Source organism: Chromohalobacter sarecensis, from assembly GCF_023061135.1.
Taxonomy (GTDB): domain Bacteria; phylum Pseudomonadota; class Gammaproteobacteria; order Pseudomonadales; family Halomonadaceae; genus Chromohalobacter; species Chromohalobacter sarecensis.
The window spans coordinates 538,189-555,376 of sequence record NZ_JAKGAN010000001.1; the positions used below are offsets into that span (position 1 = coordinate 538,189).

14 protein-coding genes are annotated in these 17,188 nt (G+C 60.4%); 10 read left to right on the forward strand and 4 right to left on the reverse strand.

Annotated elements, in window-relative coordinates; translation table 11 throughout:
* Window positions 1-161 precede the first annotated feature (161 nt).
* Window positions 162-2,012, forward strand: a complete 1,851-nt coding sequence (rpoD, locus tag L1071_RS02485; RefSeq protein ID WP_246968258.1) for an RNA polymerase sigma factor RpoD — start codon at window positions 162-164, stop codon at window positions 2,010-2,012.
* A gap of 73 nt (window positions 2,013-2,085) precedes the next feature.
* Here the strand turns inward: rpoD and L1071_RS02490 are convergent, their stop codons facing one another.
* Window positions 2,086-2,730 carry a hypothetical protein gene (locus L1071_RS02490; RefSeq protein WP_246968261.1) on the reverse strand — a complete coding sequence of 215 codons (645 nt, stop codon included), beginning with the start codon at window positions 2,728-2,730 and terminating at the stop codon, window positions 2,086-2,088.
* Window positions 2,731-2,906: 176 nt separating this feature from the next.
* On the opposite strand from L1071_RS02490, the gene L1071_RS02495 reads away from it, so the two are divergent.
* Window positions 2,907-4,814, forward strand: coding sequence for a DUF294 nucleotidyltransferase-like domain-containing protein (locus L1071_RS02495; protein WP_246968264.1), 1,908 nt, complete (start codon window positions 2,907-2,909; stop codon window positions 4,812-4,814).
* A 7-nt stretch (window positions 4,815-4,821) separates the two neighbouring features.
* A complete protein-coding gene (locus tag L1071_RS02500) occupies window positions 4,822-5,547 on the forward strand; it encodes a 3'-5' exonuclease (RefSeq protein ID WP_246968267.1) in 726 nt (241 codons plus the stop codon).
* Between the two features lie 105 nt (window positions 5,548-5,652).
* On the opposite strand, the gene L1071_RS02505 is transcribed toward L1071_RS02500, so the two are convergent.
* Together L1071_RS02505 and L1071_RS02510 are read right to left on the reverse strand one after the other, a co-directional pair.
* Window positions 5,653-7,293: a BCCT family transporter gene (locus L1071_RS02505; RefSeq protein WP_246968270.1), complete on the reverse strand. Its 1,641-nt coding sequence runs from the start codon at window positions 7,291-7,293 to the stop codon at window positions 5,653-5,655.
* Window positions 7,294-7,470: 177 nt separating this feature from the next.
* On the reverse strand, window positions 7,471-8,394 hold the full coding sequence (locus L1071_RS02510) for a LysR substrate-binding domain-containing protein (RefSeq protein WP_246968272.1): 924 nt from the start codon (window positions 8,392-8,394) through the stop codon (window positions 7,471-7,473).
* 138 nt (window positions 8,395-8,532) lie between these two features.
* Between L1071_RS02510 and L1071_RS02515 the strand changes: the two genes are divergently transcribed.
* Together L1071_RS02515 and L1071_RS02520 are read left to right on the forward strand one after the other, a co-directional pair.
* The gene (locus tag L1071_RS02515) at window positions 8,533-9,912 is read left to right on the forward strand and encodes an L-serine ammonia-lyase (RefSeq protein WP_246968274.1); all 1,380 of its coding nucleotides are present in this window, start codon (window positions 8,533-8,535) and stop codon (window positions 9,910-9,912) included.
* Between the two features lie 177 nt (window positions 9,913-10,089).
* Window positions 10,090-10,827 (forward strand): Crp/Fnr family transcriptional regulator, encoded by a 738-nt coding sequence (locus L1071_RS02520; protein ID WP_246968276.1) that lies wholly within the window; start codon window positions 10,090-10,092, stop codon window positions 10,825-10,827.
* Between the two features lie 28 nt (window positions 10,828-10,855).
* On the opposite strand, the gene L1071_RS02525 is transcribed toward L1071_RS02520, so the two are convergent.
* Window positions 10,856-11,740 carry a LysR family transcriptional regulator gene (locus L1071_RS02525; RefSeq protein WP_246968278.1) on the reverse strand — a complete coding sequence of 295 codons (885 nt, stop codon included), beginning with the start codon at window positions 11,738-11,740 and terminating at the stop codon, window positions 10,856-10,858.
* A gap of 146 nt (window positions 11,741-11,886) precedes the next feature.
* Here L1071_RS02525 and L1071_RS02530 point away from each other — a divergent pair, with 146 nt between their 5' ends.
* The 5 genes from L1071_RS02530 (at window position 11,887) to L1071_RS02550 (ending at window position 17,184) form a co-directional block, all read left to right on the forward strand.
* Window positions 11,887-12,996 carry an S-(hydroxymethyl)glutathione dehydrogenase/class III alcohol dehydrogenase gene (locus tag L1071_RS02530; RefSeq protein WP_246968280.1) on the forward strand — a complete coding sequence of 370 codons (1,110 nt, stop codon included), beginning with the start codon at window positions 11,887-11,889 and terminating at the stop codon, window positions 12,994-12,996.
* A 134-nt stretch (window positions 12,997-13,130) separates the two neighbouring features.
* Entirely contained in the window at window positions 13,131-13,988 is an 858-nt protein-coding gene (gene fghA / locus L1071_RS02535; protein WP_246968282.1) for an S-formylglutathione hydrolase, read from the forward strand.
* 227 nt (window positions 13,989-14,215) lie between these two features.
* Entirely contained in the window at window positions 14,216-15,349 is a 1,134-nt protein-coding gene (gene gbdR / locus L1071_RS02540; RefSeq protein WP_378110025.1) for a choline metabolism transcriptional regulator GbdR, read from the forward strand.
* A gap of 185 nt (window positions 15,350-15,534) precedes the next feature.
* Entirely contained in the window at window positions 15,535-16,512 is a 978-nt protein-coding gene (locus L1071_RS02545) for a dipeptidase (protein ID WP_246968285.1), read from the forward strand.
* A gap of 126 nt (window positions 16,513-16,638) precedes the next feature.
* The gene (locus L1071_RS02550; protein WP_246968290.1) at window positions 16,639-17,184 is read left to right on the forward strand and encodes a DUF5943 domain-containing protein; all 546 of its coding nucleotides are present in this window, start codon (window positions 16,639-16,641) and stop codon (window positions 17,182-17,184) included.
* The last annotated feature ends 4 nt before the right edge of the window (window positions 17,185-17,188 follow it).

Consider the following 17,188-nt stretch of genomic DNA (forward strand, 5'->3'; position numbering starts at 1 on the left):
ACTAGGCAATATCGAAAAGGGTAGCCGAACACACTAGCACACCTGGATGACAAGACAAATACGACACTGGCAGTAAAATGTCCTTAGCGGCTATACTGGCAGGCTTAGCAGCGTTTCGATCCGTTCGCTTCCAGGTGCTCCATTGTCGAGATAGGGTTTCTATGGCTGGAAATACGCAGCAGTCACGTCTGAAGGAGTTGATCGCCCAGGGTAAGGAACAAGGCTTCCTGACCTATGCGGAGGTCAATGACCACCTTCCCGAGGATATCGCCGATCCCGATCAGGTGGAAGACATCATCGCGATGATCAACGACATGGGTATCAGCGTCGTCGAGGAAGCACCTGACGAAGATACCCTGATGATGTCCGACCAATCTACCGATGAGTCGGCGGCGGAAGAAGCCGTCGCTGCCTTGGCGGCGGTCGAGAGCGATGTCGGGCGCACCACCGATCCCGTGCGCATGTACATGCGTGAGATGGGCACGGTGGGGTTGTTGACGCGCGAAGGCGAGATCGAGATCGCCAAACGCATCGAGGAGGGCACCCGCGAGGTGATGTCCTCGCTGGCTTATTTGCCGGGGGCCGTGGATTCCGTCCTCGATGCCTATGATGCGACTCAGGATGAGGAAGCGCCGGGGCGGCTCTCCGATTTGTTCTCGGGCTTCATCGATCCCGATGAGGGCATTCCCGGTGTGGCCGAGGCCGAGGTTCCGGAGCCCGTTCCCGAGGAAAGTGCCGCAGACGGTGACGCTTCTGAAGATGCTGACGCCGACGATGCCGAAGAGGAAGAAACCGGCGGCGGTCCGGATCCCGAGGAAGCGAAGGCACGTTTCGAGCAGATTCGCGAACAAAACGAACGCGCCAAGGCCGCGATCGACAAGCATGGTCTGGGGTCATCGGAGGCGAATAAAGAGCAGGCGCGTCTTGCCGAGCTGTTCTCGCCGATCAAGCTGGTGCCCAAGCACTTCGAGCGTCTGGTGGGGCAGGTTCGTATCAGCATTGAGCAGGTACGTAGCCAAGAGAAGGCTATCATGCAGGTCTTCGTGAAGCAGGCCAAGGTGCCGCGCAAGACCTTCATCGGCTCCTTCCCTGGAGCCGAGTCCGACCTCGAATGGCTGGACCGTTTCAAGGCCAAGCATGCCAAGTACGCCGAGCGTCTTGAGCCGTTTCGTGCCGATATCCTGCGTGCTCAGCGCAAGATCGGCTTCGAGGAAGAAATGGTGCGCCTGCCGGTCACGAACATCAAAGAGGTCAATCGCCGCTTGTCGATCGGCGAGGCCAAGGCGCGTCGTGCCAAGAAGGAAATGGTCGAGGCCAACCTGCGCTTGGTGATCTCGATCGCCAAGAAGTACACCAACCGAGGCTTGCAGTTCCTGGACCTCATTCAGGAAGGCAATATCGGGTTGATGAAAGCGGTCGACAAGTTCGAATATCGCCGTGGCTACAAGTTCTCGACGTATGCCACTTGGTGGATTCGCCAGGCGATCACGCGCTCCATCGCCGACCAGGCACGCACCATTCGTATTCCGGTGCACATGATCGAGACCATCAACAAGCTCAACCGCGTGTCGCGCCAGATGCTGCAGGAGATGGGCCGCGAGCCGACGCCGGAAGAGCTGGGCGAACGCCTCGAGATGCCGGAAGACAAGGTCCGCAAGGTACTCAAGATCGCCAAGGAACCGATCTCCATGGAGACACCGATCGGCGACGACGACGACTCGCATCTCGGTGATTTCATCGAGGACGGTACCATGCTGCTGCCGATCGACTTGGCCACCGGTGAGGGCCTGATCGAGGCGACCCGCAACGTGCTGGGCGGTTTGACGGCGCGCGAAGCCAAGGTGCTACGCATGCGCTTCGGGATCGACATGAACACCGATCACACGCTGGAAGAGGTTGGTAAGCAGTTCGATGTGACCCGTGAGCGCATCCGCCAGATCGAGGCCAAGGCGCTGCGCAAGCTGCGCCATCCGTCGCGCTCCGAGCCGTTGCGCACTTTCCTCGACGAGTGAGCGAGGCGAGAACCAAAAAACCCGCGAGTCAGCTCGCGGGTTTTTTTGTGCGCCACGTATGAAGGCGGCCGTTTTAGCCATGATGGCGGAAGCGACGGCGCACCAGTAGCACCAGCTCTATGCAGGCGAAGAAGAGCAGCATGTAGCCGGCAAGTTCGGTAACTTCCTCGGCGGCGTCTTTGATGACGCGCTGGAAGTGATCGCCGAGCATGGCTTCCCAGAACGCGGAACGGCCATAAAGGCGCGAGAAAACATACGTTGTGAGGAAGCCGGCGGCAAACATCCCGAAGCCAAGGCTGTCGGAGATCGACTTGAACTCCTCGACGAAAGCATGCCGGTGGCGAATCACCACGAACAGCGTCGGCAGCAAGATCAGCGTCACGATGACCTGCCAGGCCCCATCGAAGACATAGCTGTCCAGCCAGGCGTCGTTCTCCCGGACGAAGGACGCGAACAGGAACGCCCCGAGTAATAGGCTGACATTGGGAATGGCGTCGGGACGGCGGTATAGGTAGCCCATTAGCAACGCGCTGAGTAGCAACAATGCCGACTGCGTGAGTTCGGTCAATGACGTCTCGGAAAATCGATCGACGCCGGATTGAGCGTCCACCATGACCAGCTGCATGATGCCGGCGACGATCAAGATATAGCAAAGTGCGCGAAGGCAGGTCGCCTTGAAGCTGATCGTGACTTCGGGAGGCAGGGGCGAATGCGTCATACGTGGTCTCTGGCGTGCGTCGAAGCGACGGTGATTAGGGCATCGTTTGATGCTGAATATTAGCAAGGAAACGACTCTTAAGAAACACCGTTTCCAATCTTTAGGATAGTTCTTTACAGAACCCGGGTAGAATCTCAGACTAACGGTATGTCCTACTATTGCCGGAGAGCGGTTGCATGCAAGTAGAATTGCTGGAAGTTCGTCAGCACATGGCGCAGTTCCCGCCTTTCGAGCAGCTGTCTGACGACTTGCTCGATGCGCTGGCCGGTCAGGTCGAGGTCGGGTATTTTCAGGCCGAGACCGATATTTACCGCCACGGCGATGCCGTCGAGTATCTTCACTACATTCGTAGTGGCGCTATCGATCTGTATCGCCGCAACGGCGATCTTTACAACCGCCTCAGCGAAGGCGATATCTTCGGTCAGTTCGACCTGCTCAGGGATCGTCGTGTGCGTTTTCCGGCCCGGGCGATCGAAGACACGCTGATCTACTTCATCCCCCTCGCGACGTTTCAACGCTTGTGCGAAGCGGATGACAACTTCGCCGATTTCGTCGAGGTCGAGCGCCCGCGCCTGGAGTCTACCGTCGACCAGCAGCGCAAGGGGCACGAGATGCTGGTGACGCGGGTACGCAAGCTGGCCTCCCGGGCACCGGTGATGGTGGAAAGCGATGCCACGGTACAGGAAGCGGCGCAGCGTATGGGCGAGCACAATGCCTCATCGGTGCTGGTGCTGGCGGCGCCGCAAACGCCGGACGATTCGCACGCCTTCACGCATGCAGACGGACAACTGCGCCGCATGGTCGGAATTCTCACCGACCACGATCTGCGTGACCGTGTCCTGGCCGAGGGACGGCCGACGAGCACTACGGTGGGGGAACTGATCGACGAGCGCCCGATCACCATTCAGTCCGACGAGTCGGTGTATGAAGCGATGCTGCGCATGCTGCGCAACAATATTCATCACCTGCCGATCCTTCATCGGCGTCGCCCGGTGGGCGTGTTACATCTGTCCGATATCGTGCGCCACGAGACCAATAGTAGCCTGTATCTGGTGGACAATGTCTTTCGTCAAGCCAATGTCGAAGGGTTGGCCGCGTTGAAAAGCGACGTGCGCGCGGCATTCGTGCGCATGGTCAACGAAGACGACAATTCGCAGATGGTGGGCAGTTCGCTGTCGAGCATCGGGCGCGCGTTTACACGCCGCTTGCTGGAGCTGGCCGAGGAAGAGCTGGGGCCGCCGCCAGTGCCGTATTGCTTCATGGCGTTGGGGTCGATGGCGCGCAATGAGCAATCCATCGTCACCGACCAGGACAATGCTCTGGTACTCGATGACAGCTTCGATTCCGAGCAGCACGATGCCTATTTCCTGACATTGGCGCAACGCGTCAGCGATGGACTGGCGGCATGCGGCTATAGCTATTGCAAGGGCGATGTCATGGCGACCAATTCGCGTTGGCGCCAACCGTTGCGCGTGTGGCAGCAATACTTCCGCGATTGGATCGACGACCCTAGTGCCGAGCGTTTGCTGCATAGCTCGATCTTCTTCGATCTCGATAGCGTTTATGGCGACGAGGCCTTCGTCGAGCGCCTGCAAGATCTTGTCGCCGAACGCGCCTCCCAGCGTCCGCACTTTTTGGCCGCGATGGCGCGCAATGCGTTGAATCGTACACCCCCGCTGGGGTTTTTCCGCACTTTCGTGATGGAAAAGGATGGTGAGCAGAACAACACGATCAATCTCAAGCGACGCGGCACGGCGCCCTTGGTCGACCTGATCCGTGTGCATGCGCTGGCTTGCGGCTCGCGGGCACAGAATTCCTTCGACCGTCTCGAGGATATCAACAAGACGCGCTTGCTTGCGGGGCATTCCGGCGAGCGGATTCGCTACGCCCTGGAATTTATCGCCATGGTGCGTATTCGTCACCAGGTCATCGATATCCAAGAGGAGCGCGAACCGGACAATAATATCGAGCCCGAAAACGTCTCGGATAACGAGCGCCACAATCTCAAGGACGCCTTTCAGGTCCTGAGCAACGCACAGAAATTCCTGAAGTTCCGTTATCCCATGCCTTCTCAGAAACGCTGATATTTGAATGAAGCCACTGTTACCACGCCGATACCCGGCGCCGCCGACATGGGCGGACTATTTCACGTCGCGTCGCGAGCAAACGCGTGATACGGCACTGGAGCGCTACTTCGATGTCGGCGTACCCGCACCGGAGACGCCCATCAGTGATGTGCCGATGTTGGCCATGGATATGGAAACCACTGGCCTCGACGAGCAGCGTCACGCCATCGTCAGCATCGGCGTGGTGCCTTTCGATCTGCAGCGTATCCGACTCGCCGAGCGGCGTTACTGGATCGTGAGACCGCCGCGTCCCCTCAATGAGCGCTCGATCACCTTTCACCATATTACCCATAGCGAGATCGAGCAGGCGCCCGATCTCGATGATGTTCTCGATGAGTTATTGGCCGTGATGGCTGGACGCATCGTCGTGGTGCATTATCGCCATATCGAGCGCACCTTCCTGAACGCCGCCGTCAAGGCGCGGCGTGGCGAGGGGATCCACTTCCCGGTGATCGACACCATGTCGCTGGAGGCGCGTCTGCATCGTCAGTCGTGGTGGGCGCGTCTGAGGCGCTGGCTGGGCCGTCCGCCGGCATCGATTCGCTTGCCCGATAGCCGCACGCGCTATGGTTTGCCGTCCTACCAGGCGCATCATGCCTTGATCGATGCGCTGGCGAGCGCTGAATTGCTGCAAGCGCAGATCGCGCATCGTTATAGCCGAGACACACCCCTGAGCGAAGTCTGGAGTTAGCCTCAGCCGGCAGTGGGTGTTGGGGTGTTGTCGCGCGATAGGTCTGAAAACGAAAAAGGCGGCCCATGGGCCGCCTTCTCGTTTAGCACGAACCGGTGCGTGGCATCAGGTGCCGCGTGGTTCGCTCATTAGGCCTTTGATGATGGCGTAGCAGGCCGCCAGCAAGACCAGCGTGAAGGGCAGGCCTGTGGTGATGACCGCCGTTTGCAGCGCGGTGAGACCGCCACCCAGAAGCAGGGCGATCGCAATCGCACCTTCGATCAACGCCCAGAAGACGCGCTGCGGCTTAGGTGCGTCGACCTTGCCGCCGGCAGTGATCGAGTCGATGACCAGCGAGCCGGAGTCCGAGGAGGTGATGAAGAACACCATCACCAGCACGATACCTACGAACGAAGTGATCGCCGTCAGCGGTAGCTGGCCGAGCATGGTGAATAGCTGCAGCTCCAGCGCCGCATCCTTCACGCCTTCGAAACCGCCGTTGACCTGTTCGATGGCGGTACCCCCGAAAGCGGTCATCCACAGGATCGATACGAGTGTCGGCACCAGGAGTACTGCGATCAAGAATTCACGCACGGTGCGGCCGCGGCTGACGCGGGCGATGAACATCCCGACGAACGGTGACCAGGAAATCCACCAAGCCCAGTAGTACGCCGTCCATCCCTGTGTGAAGCCGCTATCCTCACGACCGAAGGGGTTGGACAGGGCGGGGAGATTCTTGACGTAACCGAATAGGTTCTCGAAGAACCCGGTCGCGATCAGCAGCGTCGGCCCGACGAAGATTACGAAGAGCAACAGCAGGAAGGCGAGCGCCATATTGAGCTGCGAGAGGCGTTGTACGCCCTTGTCGACCCCGGCAAGAACCGAACCCAGCGCCACCAGCGTGATAGCAAAGATCAGTATCACCATGGTGACGTTGGTGTTGGGCGTATCGAATAGATAATGCAGCCCTGCGGAAGCCTGCGACGCCCCCAGGCCCAGCGAGGTCGCCAGACCGAAGAGCGTGGCGAAAACCGCCAGGATATCGATGACATGGCCGGGCCATCCCCACACGCGCTCACCCAGAATCGGGTAGAAGATCGAGCGCATGGTCAGCGGCAGGCCCTTGTTATAGGAGAACAGCGCCAGCGACAGAGCGACGATGGCATAGATGCCCCAGGGATGCAGTCCCCAGTGGAAAATCGTTGCCGCCATGCCCAGCTGCGCAGCCGCTTGCTCGTTACCTTCGGCGCCGCCCAGGGGGGCGCTACTGCCACCCGCAAGCGAGGTGCCGAAGTGGGTCAGCGGCTCGGAAACGCCATAGAACATCAAGCCGATGCCCATCCCCGCTGCGAACAGCATGGCAAACCAGCCGGCATAGCTGAAATCCGGCGTGGCGTTGGCGCCGCCCAAGCGGACTTTGCTCAGCGGGGTGAAAATCAGCACCACGGCGAGTACCACGAAAATATTCGCGGCCAGTATGAAGAACCAGTCCAAGTTGCCCGTCAAGAACGAGAACATGGCATTGAAAACTGGTGCCACCTGATTCTGGAACGCCAGCGTTACGATGACGAAAAACAGGATCACCAAGGAGGAGATCGTGAACACCTTGCCGTGTAGATCGAAGTCGATACCGAACTTCGTGGAGGTGATGTTGTCTTGTCCTATTACATAGTCGGTATCGATCAGGTTCGCCGGCCCATCCGGAGCCGGAATACCCTCTGAGCCCTCATTCGGCTCTTGCGTATCGTCCTGCGAACGTTTGTCCATGAGAATTCTCCGTCTCAGGTAAGCGTCGATTGCGTCATTGACGCGAGATATGCCGCTTGGCGGTTAGCGCATTGTACTTAAGAAATCTGCATAGTTGAGTCGTTTTTGCCATTAAGACCTTAAACGCTTTGCACTGTGTTTCGCAAAAAAGCATTCCCGGCGGAATCGGCTTGGCATTCAATGACCACTGTTGCGCGTCGCTTCCTCGACGATCCAGTCATGCACGGCGCGTACCCGCCGATCGTCCAGTGCCCCAGGATTATAGACCAGCCCATAGCGCTTGCCGGTGGCCACGGTGCCGGCGAATGGCGCGATCAGTGCGCCGGTGTCGAGCTCATCGGTAATCAGTGTACGCCGTGCGATCGCCACGCCCATGCCGGCGATGGCCGCCTCCACGGTCAAGTGATTGCGATTGAACGTGTAGCCACGCCGCACATTGACCGATTCATCGCCCAGCGCATGCAGGTAGTGCTCCCATTCGGCGTAGTCGTGGCTGCCGCGCCATGCGGTCACGTCATGCAACAGCGGGTAGTAGCCCAGATCCTCCGGGCGCACCAGCGGCGGGCGGCGGCGCAACAGTTGCGGCGAACATACCGCGAAGATCTCTTCATCCATGAGTGGCGTGATCTGGAAGCCGGGGTAGCGTCCATCGTTGAGATCGATGGCCAGCTCGAACTCACCCTCGCGCAGTGACAGGTTGCTGTCTTCGGAAGCGACATGCAACTCGATGTCGGGAAAGCGCGCTTGTAATCGCGTCAATCGCGGCATGAGCCACTTGGCGAGAAACGAGGGCACGCAACGCAAGCGCAGCACACCGCTCATGACCCCTGTACGCAGGCGACGCACCTCCATGCCTACTGCATCGTAGGCCTGATCGACCACCGCCGCCAGGCGCTGGCCCTCGTCAGTGAGTTCCAGGCGCCGCGGCAGGCGGCGGAATAGCTTGAAGCCCAGCCGCGCCTCGAGTTGCTTGATCTGCTGGCTGACAGCGCCGGTGGTCACGTGCAGCTCTTCGGCGGCACGGGTAAAGGAAAGGTGTCGCGCGCTGATCGCGAAGACCTTGAGCCAGGCGTGGGTTTGGGCGTGCAGGGTACGGCTCATGGTTTAGCCATTCTAAAGCTTGATCGAATTATTCTCCGTTGCCCGGCATACAGGCTGGCTTCAAGCTAAAGTTAAATCGAGCGCCTAACAAGTTCGTTTAGTAATTTTGATTCATCAAGACTGTTCGAGGTGGCACGCATGGCAATCAGTGTGTTCGATCTATTTAAAGTGGGAATTGGACCGTCCAGTTCGCATACGGTCGGCCCCATGCGTGCGGCCAGCGACTTCATCGATGTGTTGCGCGCGCATGATTGGTTGACGCGTGTCACGCGCATCGAAGTGCATTTGCATGGCTCACTGTGCGCCACTGGTAAGGGGCATGGCACGGATCAGGCCGTGATCATGGGGCTCATGGGTGAGCGCCCCGAGCGTATCGACCCCGAGATCATACCCGCCTGCATGGAAGAGCTACGCGAATCGCAGACCTTGCTGCTTGCCGGTCAGCATCCTGTCTCGTTTCCTTGGGCACGCGACATGCAATGGCATGAAGAGCCGCTCGCCTATCACCCTAACGCGCTGCGCCTCATCGCCCGTGCCCACGGCGAAGAGCTGTATCGCAATACCTATTACTCCGTGGGCGGCGGCTTCGTCGTTGATGAGACCCAGGCCGCCAACGGTGCACTAGATAACGATTCCACCGCCTTGCCCTACGATTTCGCCACGGCGGAGGAGTTGCTCGTGCTGTGTCGCACGCATGGGCTGCGCATCAGCGAGTTGATGCTCGAAAACGAGAAAGCCTGGCGCGATGAAGCAAGCGTGCGCGACGCGCTGTGGCGTATTTGGGAGGCGATGAAGGCCTGCGTCGACAACGGTTTGCGCCAGGATGGCTTGCTGCCCGGCGGGCTCAACGTCAAACGCCGCGCCAGCACGTTGCATCGGCGTCTGCAGTCGGCGACTGCCGATACCAGCGTGATCGCCTCGACTTTTTCGGCGATGGACTGGGTCAACGTCTTCGCCCTGGCCGTCAATGAGGAAAATGCCGCCGGCGGTCGGATGGTGACCGCGCCGACCAATGGCGCGGCGGGTATCGTCCCGGCGGTGTTGCACTACTACATGCAGTTTCAGCCCGGCGCCTGTGAGCGCGATGTGGTCGACTTCCTGCTCGCGGCCGGCGCCATCGGTATTCTGTGCAAGAAGAATGCCTCGATTTCCGGCGCCGAGGTGGGTTGCCAGGGCGAGGTCGGGTCGGCCTGCGCGATGGCTGCGGCCGGGCTCGCCGAGGTCATGGGCGGCACGCCCGCACAGGTCGAGAACGCCGCCGAGATAGGCCTCGAGCACAACCTGGGATTGACCTGCGACCCCATCGGCGGCCTGGTGCAGGTGCCGTGCATCGAGCGCAACGCCATCGCCTCGGTCAAGGCGATCAACGCTGCGCAGATGGCGCTGGGCGGCGACGGCGAGCACTTCGTATCCCTCGACCGCGTCATACGCACCATGCGCGATACGGGCGCCGACATGCAGGACAAGTACAAGGAAACCTCACGTGGCGGCCTGGCGGTTAATGCCATCGAATGCTGACGCCCAATCGTTCGATCAACCCTTTGGGACGTCCGTGTGGCGTCCTTTTTTTAATTGAGGGATCGCACCACTCGACCTTCTATGGTTTTATTTCGTCGAATAGTGCGCCTAGGGTGGCCGGGATAGGCTCGGTGCCCTATCCAAGACTCCTGACGAGATAAGATAAGAAGGTCGCTCATGAGCGAGACAGATAGCTGTATCATCCGCCATTTCCGGCATTACGCGGATCTCACCGAGAGTGACGAAGCGCTGTTGGACTCGCTAGAACGCGAGCCGCGCGAGGTCGAGCGAGGGGAAGCCTTGTGGCAAACCGACGACCCGGCGGGGCGTTTCTGCACGCTCTCCAAGGGCTGGGCGTATTCCTTCCGTGACATGGAGGATGGCTCGCGCCAGATTCTCGAGATATTGCTTCCTGGGGACGTCATCGGCCTGCGCGAATTCGCCTTCCATGAGCGCCTCTCCGGGGTCATGATGATCGACGATGGCGTCGTCTGCGATTTCCCGCATCGTCGCCTGGTCGAGGTGTTTCGCGAATCCTTTACGCTGTCGATGATCTTCTTCGCCGTGTCTTCGCAACAGCAGGCATTGTTGACCGAGCGTCTGATCAATCTGGCACGGCGCAGCGCGCGCCAGAAGTTGGCGCACCTGATCTACGAGATGTACATACGCCTGCAGCGCACCATGCCGCACGCCACGCGGCGTTTCCGTCTGCCGCTGTCGCAACAGCAACTGGGCGATGCACTGGGCCTCACCTCGGTGCATGTCAGTCGGACATTGAGCGGTTTCCGGGAGGATGGTCTGCTGATCCGCGAGCGCCAGTGGGTCGAGTTGCTCGACCCTGATGCCCTGGCCCATGAAGCTGAATTCGCCGGACGCTATCTGCGGGATAGTCTATGGCCGACCTCGGGAGAATGAACTGCCAGGCCGTCCCGAGTAGCACGCATCAGGCCTGGAGTGCCTCCGGCAAGCGTGCGACCAGGAAGTCCACGAACTGACGCACTTTGGGTGAGAGGTGCCGGTGGCGCGGATAGATCGCCCATACCGCAGTATCGGTAAACTGATAGGCATCCAGCACCGACACTAGCTGTCCTTGCGCCAAGTGTGGCGCCACGTAGTAGTCGGGTAACTGCGCTAGACCCAGGCCCTTCAATACCGCATCGAGCAACGCCGGCCCCGAATTGGCACGCCAGTGGCCTTCAATACGGATCTCCCGGCGCTGGCCATTGACCTCGAAAAGCCAGCTATCGCGGGAGCCGCGCAGGCAATTGTGATGGCTCAACTCGGCCAGCGAATGCGGCGGCGCGGCGCGCTCGAAGTATTCCCGTGCGCCGACTACGTATTCGCGACGCTCGCATAGCCGCCGCGCGATCAGGCTCGAGTCACGCAGTACGCCCATACGGATGGCGACGTCGAAGCCTTCCTCGATCAACTCGACCTGACGGTTGGTGAAGTGCATGTCGACCTCGAGCTGCGGATGCAGACACTGGAAGTCATTGACCAGCGGGGCGATGTAGCGCTCACCGAAGGTGGTGGCACAGGTCAGCCGCAGCGTGCCCTTGGGGCGCGACTGGAAGTCGACGATGGCCTCCTCGGCCTCGCGAAAGCCATCGAACAAGTGGCGGCAATGCCGGTAGTAGAGGGCGCCCGCGTCGGTGAGGCGCGTCTGGCGGGTGGTGCGATACAAAAGCGTCGTGCCGAGTTGATTCTCGAGCTGTCCAATCAAGCGGCTTACGTGCGAGGTGGAGACCTTCAGATGCCGCGCGGCGGCGGAAAACGTGCCCAAGCGGGCGACTTCGATGAAAGCCTCGATGCGATCCCAGCGCTGCATTGTTGCTCCACGACAATAATCTTGTGGCGTTGTAAGTATTTATCCAAGCGCGCCAACTGCCTAGACTGGTGAGGTTAACCACGCGCGCCTAGACTGCCTTTGCTGGTGCATCGGGCGCCGCCATGATCGACGAAGGAGAATGCCTGATGAAATCACGCGCCGCTATCGCCTGGGAAGCCGGCAAACCGCTGGAGATCGCCGAGATCGACGTCGAAGGCCCCAAGGCCGGCGAGGTACTGGTTCAGATCAAGGCGACCAGCGTCTGCCATACCGACGCTTTCACCCTCTCCGGGGCCGATCCGGAAGGCAACTTCCCGGCGGTGCTAGGCCACGAAGGCGCCGGCGTCGTCCAGGAAGTCGGCGAGGGCGTCACCAGCCTCAAGCCCGGCGATCACGTCATTCCGCTGTATACCGCCGAGTGCGGCCAGTGCAAGTTCTGCCTCTCCGGCAAGACCAACCTGTGCAGTTCGGTCCGCGCGACCCAAGGCAAGGGCGTGATGCCTGACGGCACCTCGCGCTTCTCCAAGGACGGTCAGTCGCTGCATCATTACATGGGCTGCTCGACGTTCAGCGAATATACCGTGCTGCCGGAAGTCTCGCTGGCCAAGGTGTCTTCTGAAGCGCCGTTGGACAAGATCTGCCTGCTGGGCTGCGGCGTCACCACCGGCATCGGTGCGGTAATGAATACCGCCAAGGTCGAGCCGGGCGCCACCGTCGCCGTGTTCGGCCTGGGCGCCATCGGTCTGGCGGTCATCCAAGGCGCGCAGATGGCCAAGGCGAGCCGTATCATCGCCATCGACGTCAATCCTGACAAGTTCGACCTGGCGCGTCAGTTCGGCGCTACCGACTTCGTCAATCCCAAGGACTACTCGGACCCCATCCAGCAGGTCATCGTCGACCTGACCGACGGCGGTGTCGATTATTCCTTCGAGTGCATCGGCAACGTCAATGTCATGCGCAGCGCACTGGAGTGCTGTCACAAGGGCTGGGGCGAATCGATCATCATCGGTGTCGCCGGCGCTGGGGAGGAGATTTCCACACGCCCGTTCCAGTTGGTCACCGGGCGCGTCTGGAAGGGCTCCGCCTTCGGTGGGGTCAAGGGCCGCAGCGAACTGCCGAGCTACGTCGACGACTACATGAACGGCAAGCTCAAGATCGACGAATTCGTCACTCAGGATATGGCATTCGAGGAGATCAACGAGGCGTTCGAGTTGCTGCATGCCGGCAAGAGCATCCGCACCGTGCTGCACTATTGATCGCACCCGGTGCCGCGCGAAAAGCGCTTATTGATCCATCGCGATAGATGTCGTCAGCAAGTGCGATACCGCGCGAGGTGGAGCTGTTCAATCAGCCGGCGGCCTGATGCCGCCGGTTTCTCAGGGAGAGCACCATGAGCATGTCTGAATCGCTGGAATTGGTCTCCGCGACCAAGTCGTTCGGCGGCTGGCTGAAACGCTACAAGCATCACTCGCGGGCGCTCGACTGCGAGATGATCTTCGCCATTTACCTGCCTCCCCAGGCGGAGACCGACAAGGTACCGCTGCTGTGGTGGCTCTCGGGGCTGACCTGCAACGACGAGAATTTCATGCAGAAGGCCGGCGCGCAACGCGTGGCCGCAGAGCTGGGCATGGCGATCATCTGTCCGGACACCAGCCCGCGCGGCACCGACCTCCCCGGTGAGCACGACAGTTATGACTTCGGCTCCGGCGCGAGCTTCTACGTCAATGCTAACCAGGCGCCGTGGTCCAAGCATTATCGTATGTACGACTACGTCACCGAGGAGCTGCCCTCGGTAGCGCGTCAACATTTTCCGCTCAACGGGCGGGAAGCCATTAGCGGACATTCCATGGGCGGTCATGGCGCGCTGGTATTGGCCCTGCGCCAACCCGGGCGTTATTCCTCAGTCTCGGCGTTCGCGCCGGTGGTCAATCCCATTGTCTCGCCCTGGGGGCAGAAGGCATTCACGGCTTATCTCGGCGAGGATCATGGCAAATGGACGCAATACGACGCCTGCGAATTGATCGCCAAGGGGGCGTCGCGTCAGCCGCTGTTCATCGATCAGGGCGAGGCGGATAACTTCCTCGACGAGCAACTGATGCCCGAACGCATCGAAGCCACCTGCGAGAAGCATGACCATCCGCTGACCCTGCGCCGTCAGCCGGGTTACGATCATAGCTATTTCTTCATTGCCACCTTCATCGAAGAGCATCTGCGCTATCACGCCGAACATCTGCAGCGAAAGCGTTAGACGACTCGCCGGACCGATGCCCCGCCCAGATATACTGGCGCGGGGCTTTTTTTTTTGAAAACGCCAAGGCTATGTCGTTTTTGGTAGCGTGAGACGACGCTTTTAGATACGTTGAGAGGGTACCTTCTCGTCACACTCAAGGCGTTGAACCTGACTTTCTACAATGACAATACATCCCTGGTGAAGCACTACCAGTGGCTCCGAACGTGACCCGAGGAGAACCGCTGATGGCCATGACGAGTGACCGTCCCGCGCCGCCTACCGCCCCCGATGCGCCGCTGCGGTTGGGCTTCTTGTTGATGGATAATTTCACGCTGATCTCGTTGGCCTCAGCGGTAGAGCCGTTGCGTATGGCCAACCAACTGGCCGGGCGTGAACTCTACCAGTGGACCACGTTGAGTACGGACGGTGAGGCGGTGCGTGCCAGCGATGGTTTACTGATTACGCCTGATAACGGCATGCACGAGCCGCTCGCGCTCGACATGGTGTTCGTGTGTGGCGGTGTCGGCATTCAGCGTCATGTCACACGTGAACATGTGCTGTGGTTGCAGGCGCAGGCGCGTCAGTCGCGACGCATCGGTGCGCTGTGCACTGGTAGTTGGGCGCTGGCCAAGGCGGGGTTGCTCGATGGCTACGAATGCAGTATTCACTGGGAGTTTCAGGCCGCTGCGCAGGAAGCCTATCCGCGTGCCACGCTGACCACGCAGCTTTTCTCGATCGATCGCGACCGTGCCACGGCGTCCGGCGGGACCGCGCCGCTGGACATGATGCTGACGCTGATTGGGCGCGATCACGGCCGTGAGCTATCGGCGGCGATCTCCGACATGTTCATCTGCGATCGCATGCGCGGCGAGCAAGACCAGCAGCGCGTGCCGCTGCGGCATGTACTGGGCACCAGCCAACCCAAGTTGCTCGAGATCGTGGCGCTGATGGAAGCCAACCTGGAAGAGCCCATTGCCCTCGACGAGCTGGCGAACTACGTGAATGTCTCGCGTCGCCAGCTCGAGCGGTTGTTCCAGAAATACCTGAGTTGCTCGCCGTCGCGCTATTACCTCAAGCTGCGCCTGACCCGTGCCCGGCAACTGCTGCGTCAGACCTCGATGTCGATCATCGAAATCGCCTCGGTTTGCGGGTTCGTTTCCACACCGCATTTCTCCAAGTGCTATCGGGAATACTTCGGCACGCCGCCGCGTGACGAGCGTCTGACGCGTTTGGCAAGCGCTCGCGTGACATTGACACCCGCCAATCTGGCTGCGGGCAATGAAGACGACGCCTATGTCGCGCCGCGCGCCTCTAGTGCGATGCAGGCCCTGGCCCAGGCGCAGGGCGAACCCACCTATGCGAGTGTGCGTTTGGGATAGCGCGTACCAACGCGATACCTGGCATGTGCTTCTAACGGGGCCGTCCGATCATCGGGCGGCCCCGTTGCGTTCAGGCCGATGACAAGGCGTGACGCATTTGGAATTTTCCTCGTCGCTTCCAAGCGTCGGCGGCCTCGGGGACGGGGCTAAGCTGGCCGCATGACGCCATCCCGGGAGCGAGACCCATGACTGCCCAAGCACTGCACGACGACGCCATCGTTATCGATGGCCTGATCATCGCCAAATGGAACCGTGAACTACTCGAAGACATGCGTCGGGGCGGTTTGACCGCCGCCAACTGCACCGTCTCGGTTTGGGAGGGATTTCAGGCCACCGTCGACAATATCGTCCAGACCAACGCGCTACTTGCGGCGAGCGACGACCTGGTGCGGCCCGTGCACACCACCGCCGATATCACCCGCGCCAAGGAAGAAGGCAAGACCGGCATCATCTACGGCTTCCAGAACGCTCACGCCTTCGAGGACCAGATCGGCTATGTCGAGGTCTTCAAGCGCCTTGGCGTAGGCATCGTACAGATGTGCTACAACACCCAGAACTTGGTCGGCACCGGCTGCTACGAGCGTGACGGCGGACTTTCCGGCTTCGGCCGCGAGATCGTCGCCGAGATGAACCGCGTGGGCGTGATGTGCGATCTCTCCCATGTCGGGGCGAAAACCTCCGAGGAAGTCATTCTCGAATCGCAAAAGCCGGTCTGTTATTCCCACTGCCTGCCGTCCGGGCTCAAGGAACATCCCCGCAACAAGTCCGATGCCGAGTTGCGCTTCATCGCCGAGCATGGCGGCTTCGTCGGCGTGACCATGTTCACTCCCTTCTTGCGTGCGGGTGTCGACGCCACCGTCGACGACTACGTCGAAGCCATCGAATACGTGATGAACATCGTCGGCGAGGATGCCATCGGCATCGGCACCGACTTCACCCAAGGACAGGATCAAGCCTTTTTCGAATGGCTGACCCACGACAAGGGCTACGCTCGTCGACTGACTAACTTCGGGACCATCATCAATCCCGAGGGCATACGCACCATCGGTGAGTTCGGCAACCTCACCGAGGCGCTCTTGCGACGCGGCATGAGCGAGCGACAGGTGCGCAAGATCATGGGTGAGAACTGGATGCGAGTGCTCAAGGATGTTTGGGGAGAATAAGCCACGAGCGGCGAGCCATGGGCCGTGAGATATAAGCGGCGAGCTACGGGCTGCGAGCTAAAATGCTGCCGAAGCCCGAAGCCGCGGTAGGGCCATAACAATCAGCAAGATTTGAGGAATACGACCGTGACCAAGATGCCTCCCGAATTGCCCATCGAGGTGGATAGCGAGACCGGCGTTTGGACCACCGATGCGCTGCCCATGCTCTATGTGCCGCGCCATTTTTTCGTCAACAACCACGTCGCCGTGGAGCAGGCGCTGGGCATCGAGACCTACGCCGAGATTCTCTATCACGCGGGCTACAAGAGTGCCTGGCACTGGTGCGAGAAAGAAGCCGAATGCCACGGCATCACAGGTGTGGACGTCTTCGAACATTACATGAAGCGCCTCTCGCAACGCGGCTGGGGGCGCTTCTTCACCGAGGCGATCGACCTCGACGCGGGCACTGCCTGCGTGCGTCTGGAAGACAGCGCCTTCGTTTATCAACAGGGCAAGGTCGGCCACAAGGTGGATTACATGTTCACCGGTTGGTTCGCCGGGGCGATGGATCAGATCCTCGCCGCGCGCGGCAGCGAGCTGCGCACCGTCGCCGAGCAGACCCAGAGCGCCGCCGAGCCCGCCTGCGATGTCGGGCGCTTCCAGGTCACTCCCCGCTCTCAATTAGCCGGCTGAGGTT

Excerpts from the sequence above, each read along its gene's own strand:
- L1071_RS02520 (WP_246968276.1), top strand. The coding sequence starts at position 10,090 with ATGAGCGAGACAGATAGCTGTATCATCCGCCATTTCCGGCATTACGCG.
- L1071_RS02530 (WP_246968280.1), top strand. The coding sequence starts at position 11,887 with ATGAAATCACGCGCCGCTATCGCCTGGGAAGCCGGCAAACCGCTGGAG.
- L1071_RS02515 (WP_246968274.1), top strand. The coding sequence starts at position 8,533 with ATGGCAATCAGTGTGTTCGATCTATTTAAAGTGGGAATTGGACCGTCC.
- L1071_RS02495 (WP_246968264.1), top strand. The coding sequence starts at position 2,907 with ATGCAAGTAGAATTGCTGGAAGTTCGTCAGCACATGGCGCAGTTCCCG.
- L1071_RS02545 (WP_246968285.1), top strand. The coding sequence starts at position 15,535 with ATGACTGCCCAAGCACTGCACGACGACGCCATCGTTATCGATGGCCTG.
- L1071_RS02500 (WP_246968267.1), top strand. The coding sequence starts at position 4,822 with ATGAAGCCACTGTTACCACGCCGATACCCGGCGCCGCCGACATGGGCG.
- L1071_RS02525 (WP_246968278.1), bottom strand. The coding sequence starts at position 11,740 with ATGCAGCGCTGGGATCGCATCGAGGCTTTCATCGAAGTCGCCCGCTTG.
- L1071_RS02505 (WP_246968270.1), bottom strand. The coding sequence starts at position 7,293 with ATGGACAAACGTTCGCAGGACGATACGCAAGAGCCGAATGAGGGCTCA.
- fghA (WP_246968282.1), top strand. The coding sequence starts at position 13,131 with ATGAGCATGTCTGAATCGCTGGAATTGGTCTCCGCGACCAAGTCGTTC.
- rpoD (WP_246968258.1), top strand. The coding sequence starts at position 162 with ATGGCTGGAAATACGCAGCAGTCACGTCTGAAGGAGTTGATCGCCCAG.
- L1071_RS02490 (WP_246968261.1), bottom strand. The coding sequence starts at position 2,730 with ATGACGCATTCGCCCCTGCCTCCCGAAGTCACGATCAGCTTCAAGGCG.
- gbdR (WP_378110025.1), top strand. The coding sequence starts at position 14,216 with ATGGCCATGACGAGTGACCGTCCCGCGCCGCCTACCGCCCCCGATGCG.
- L1071_RS02510 (WP_246968272.1), bottom strand. The coding sequence starts at position 8,394 with ATGAGCCGTACCCTGCACGCCCAAACCCACGCCTGGCTCAAGGTCTTC.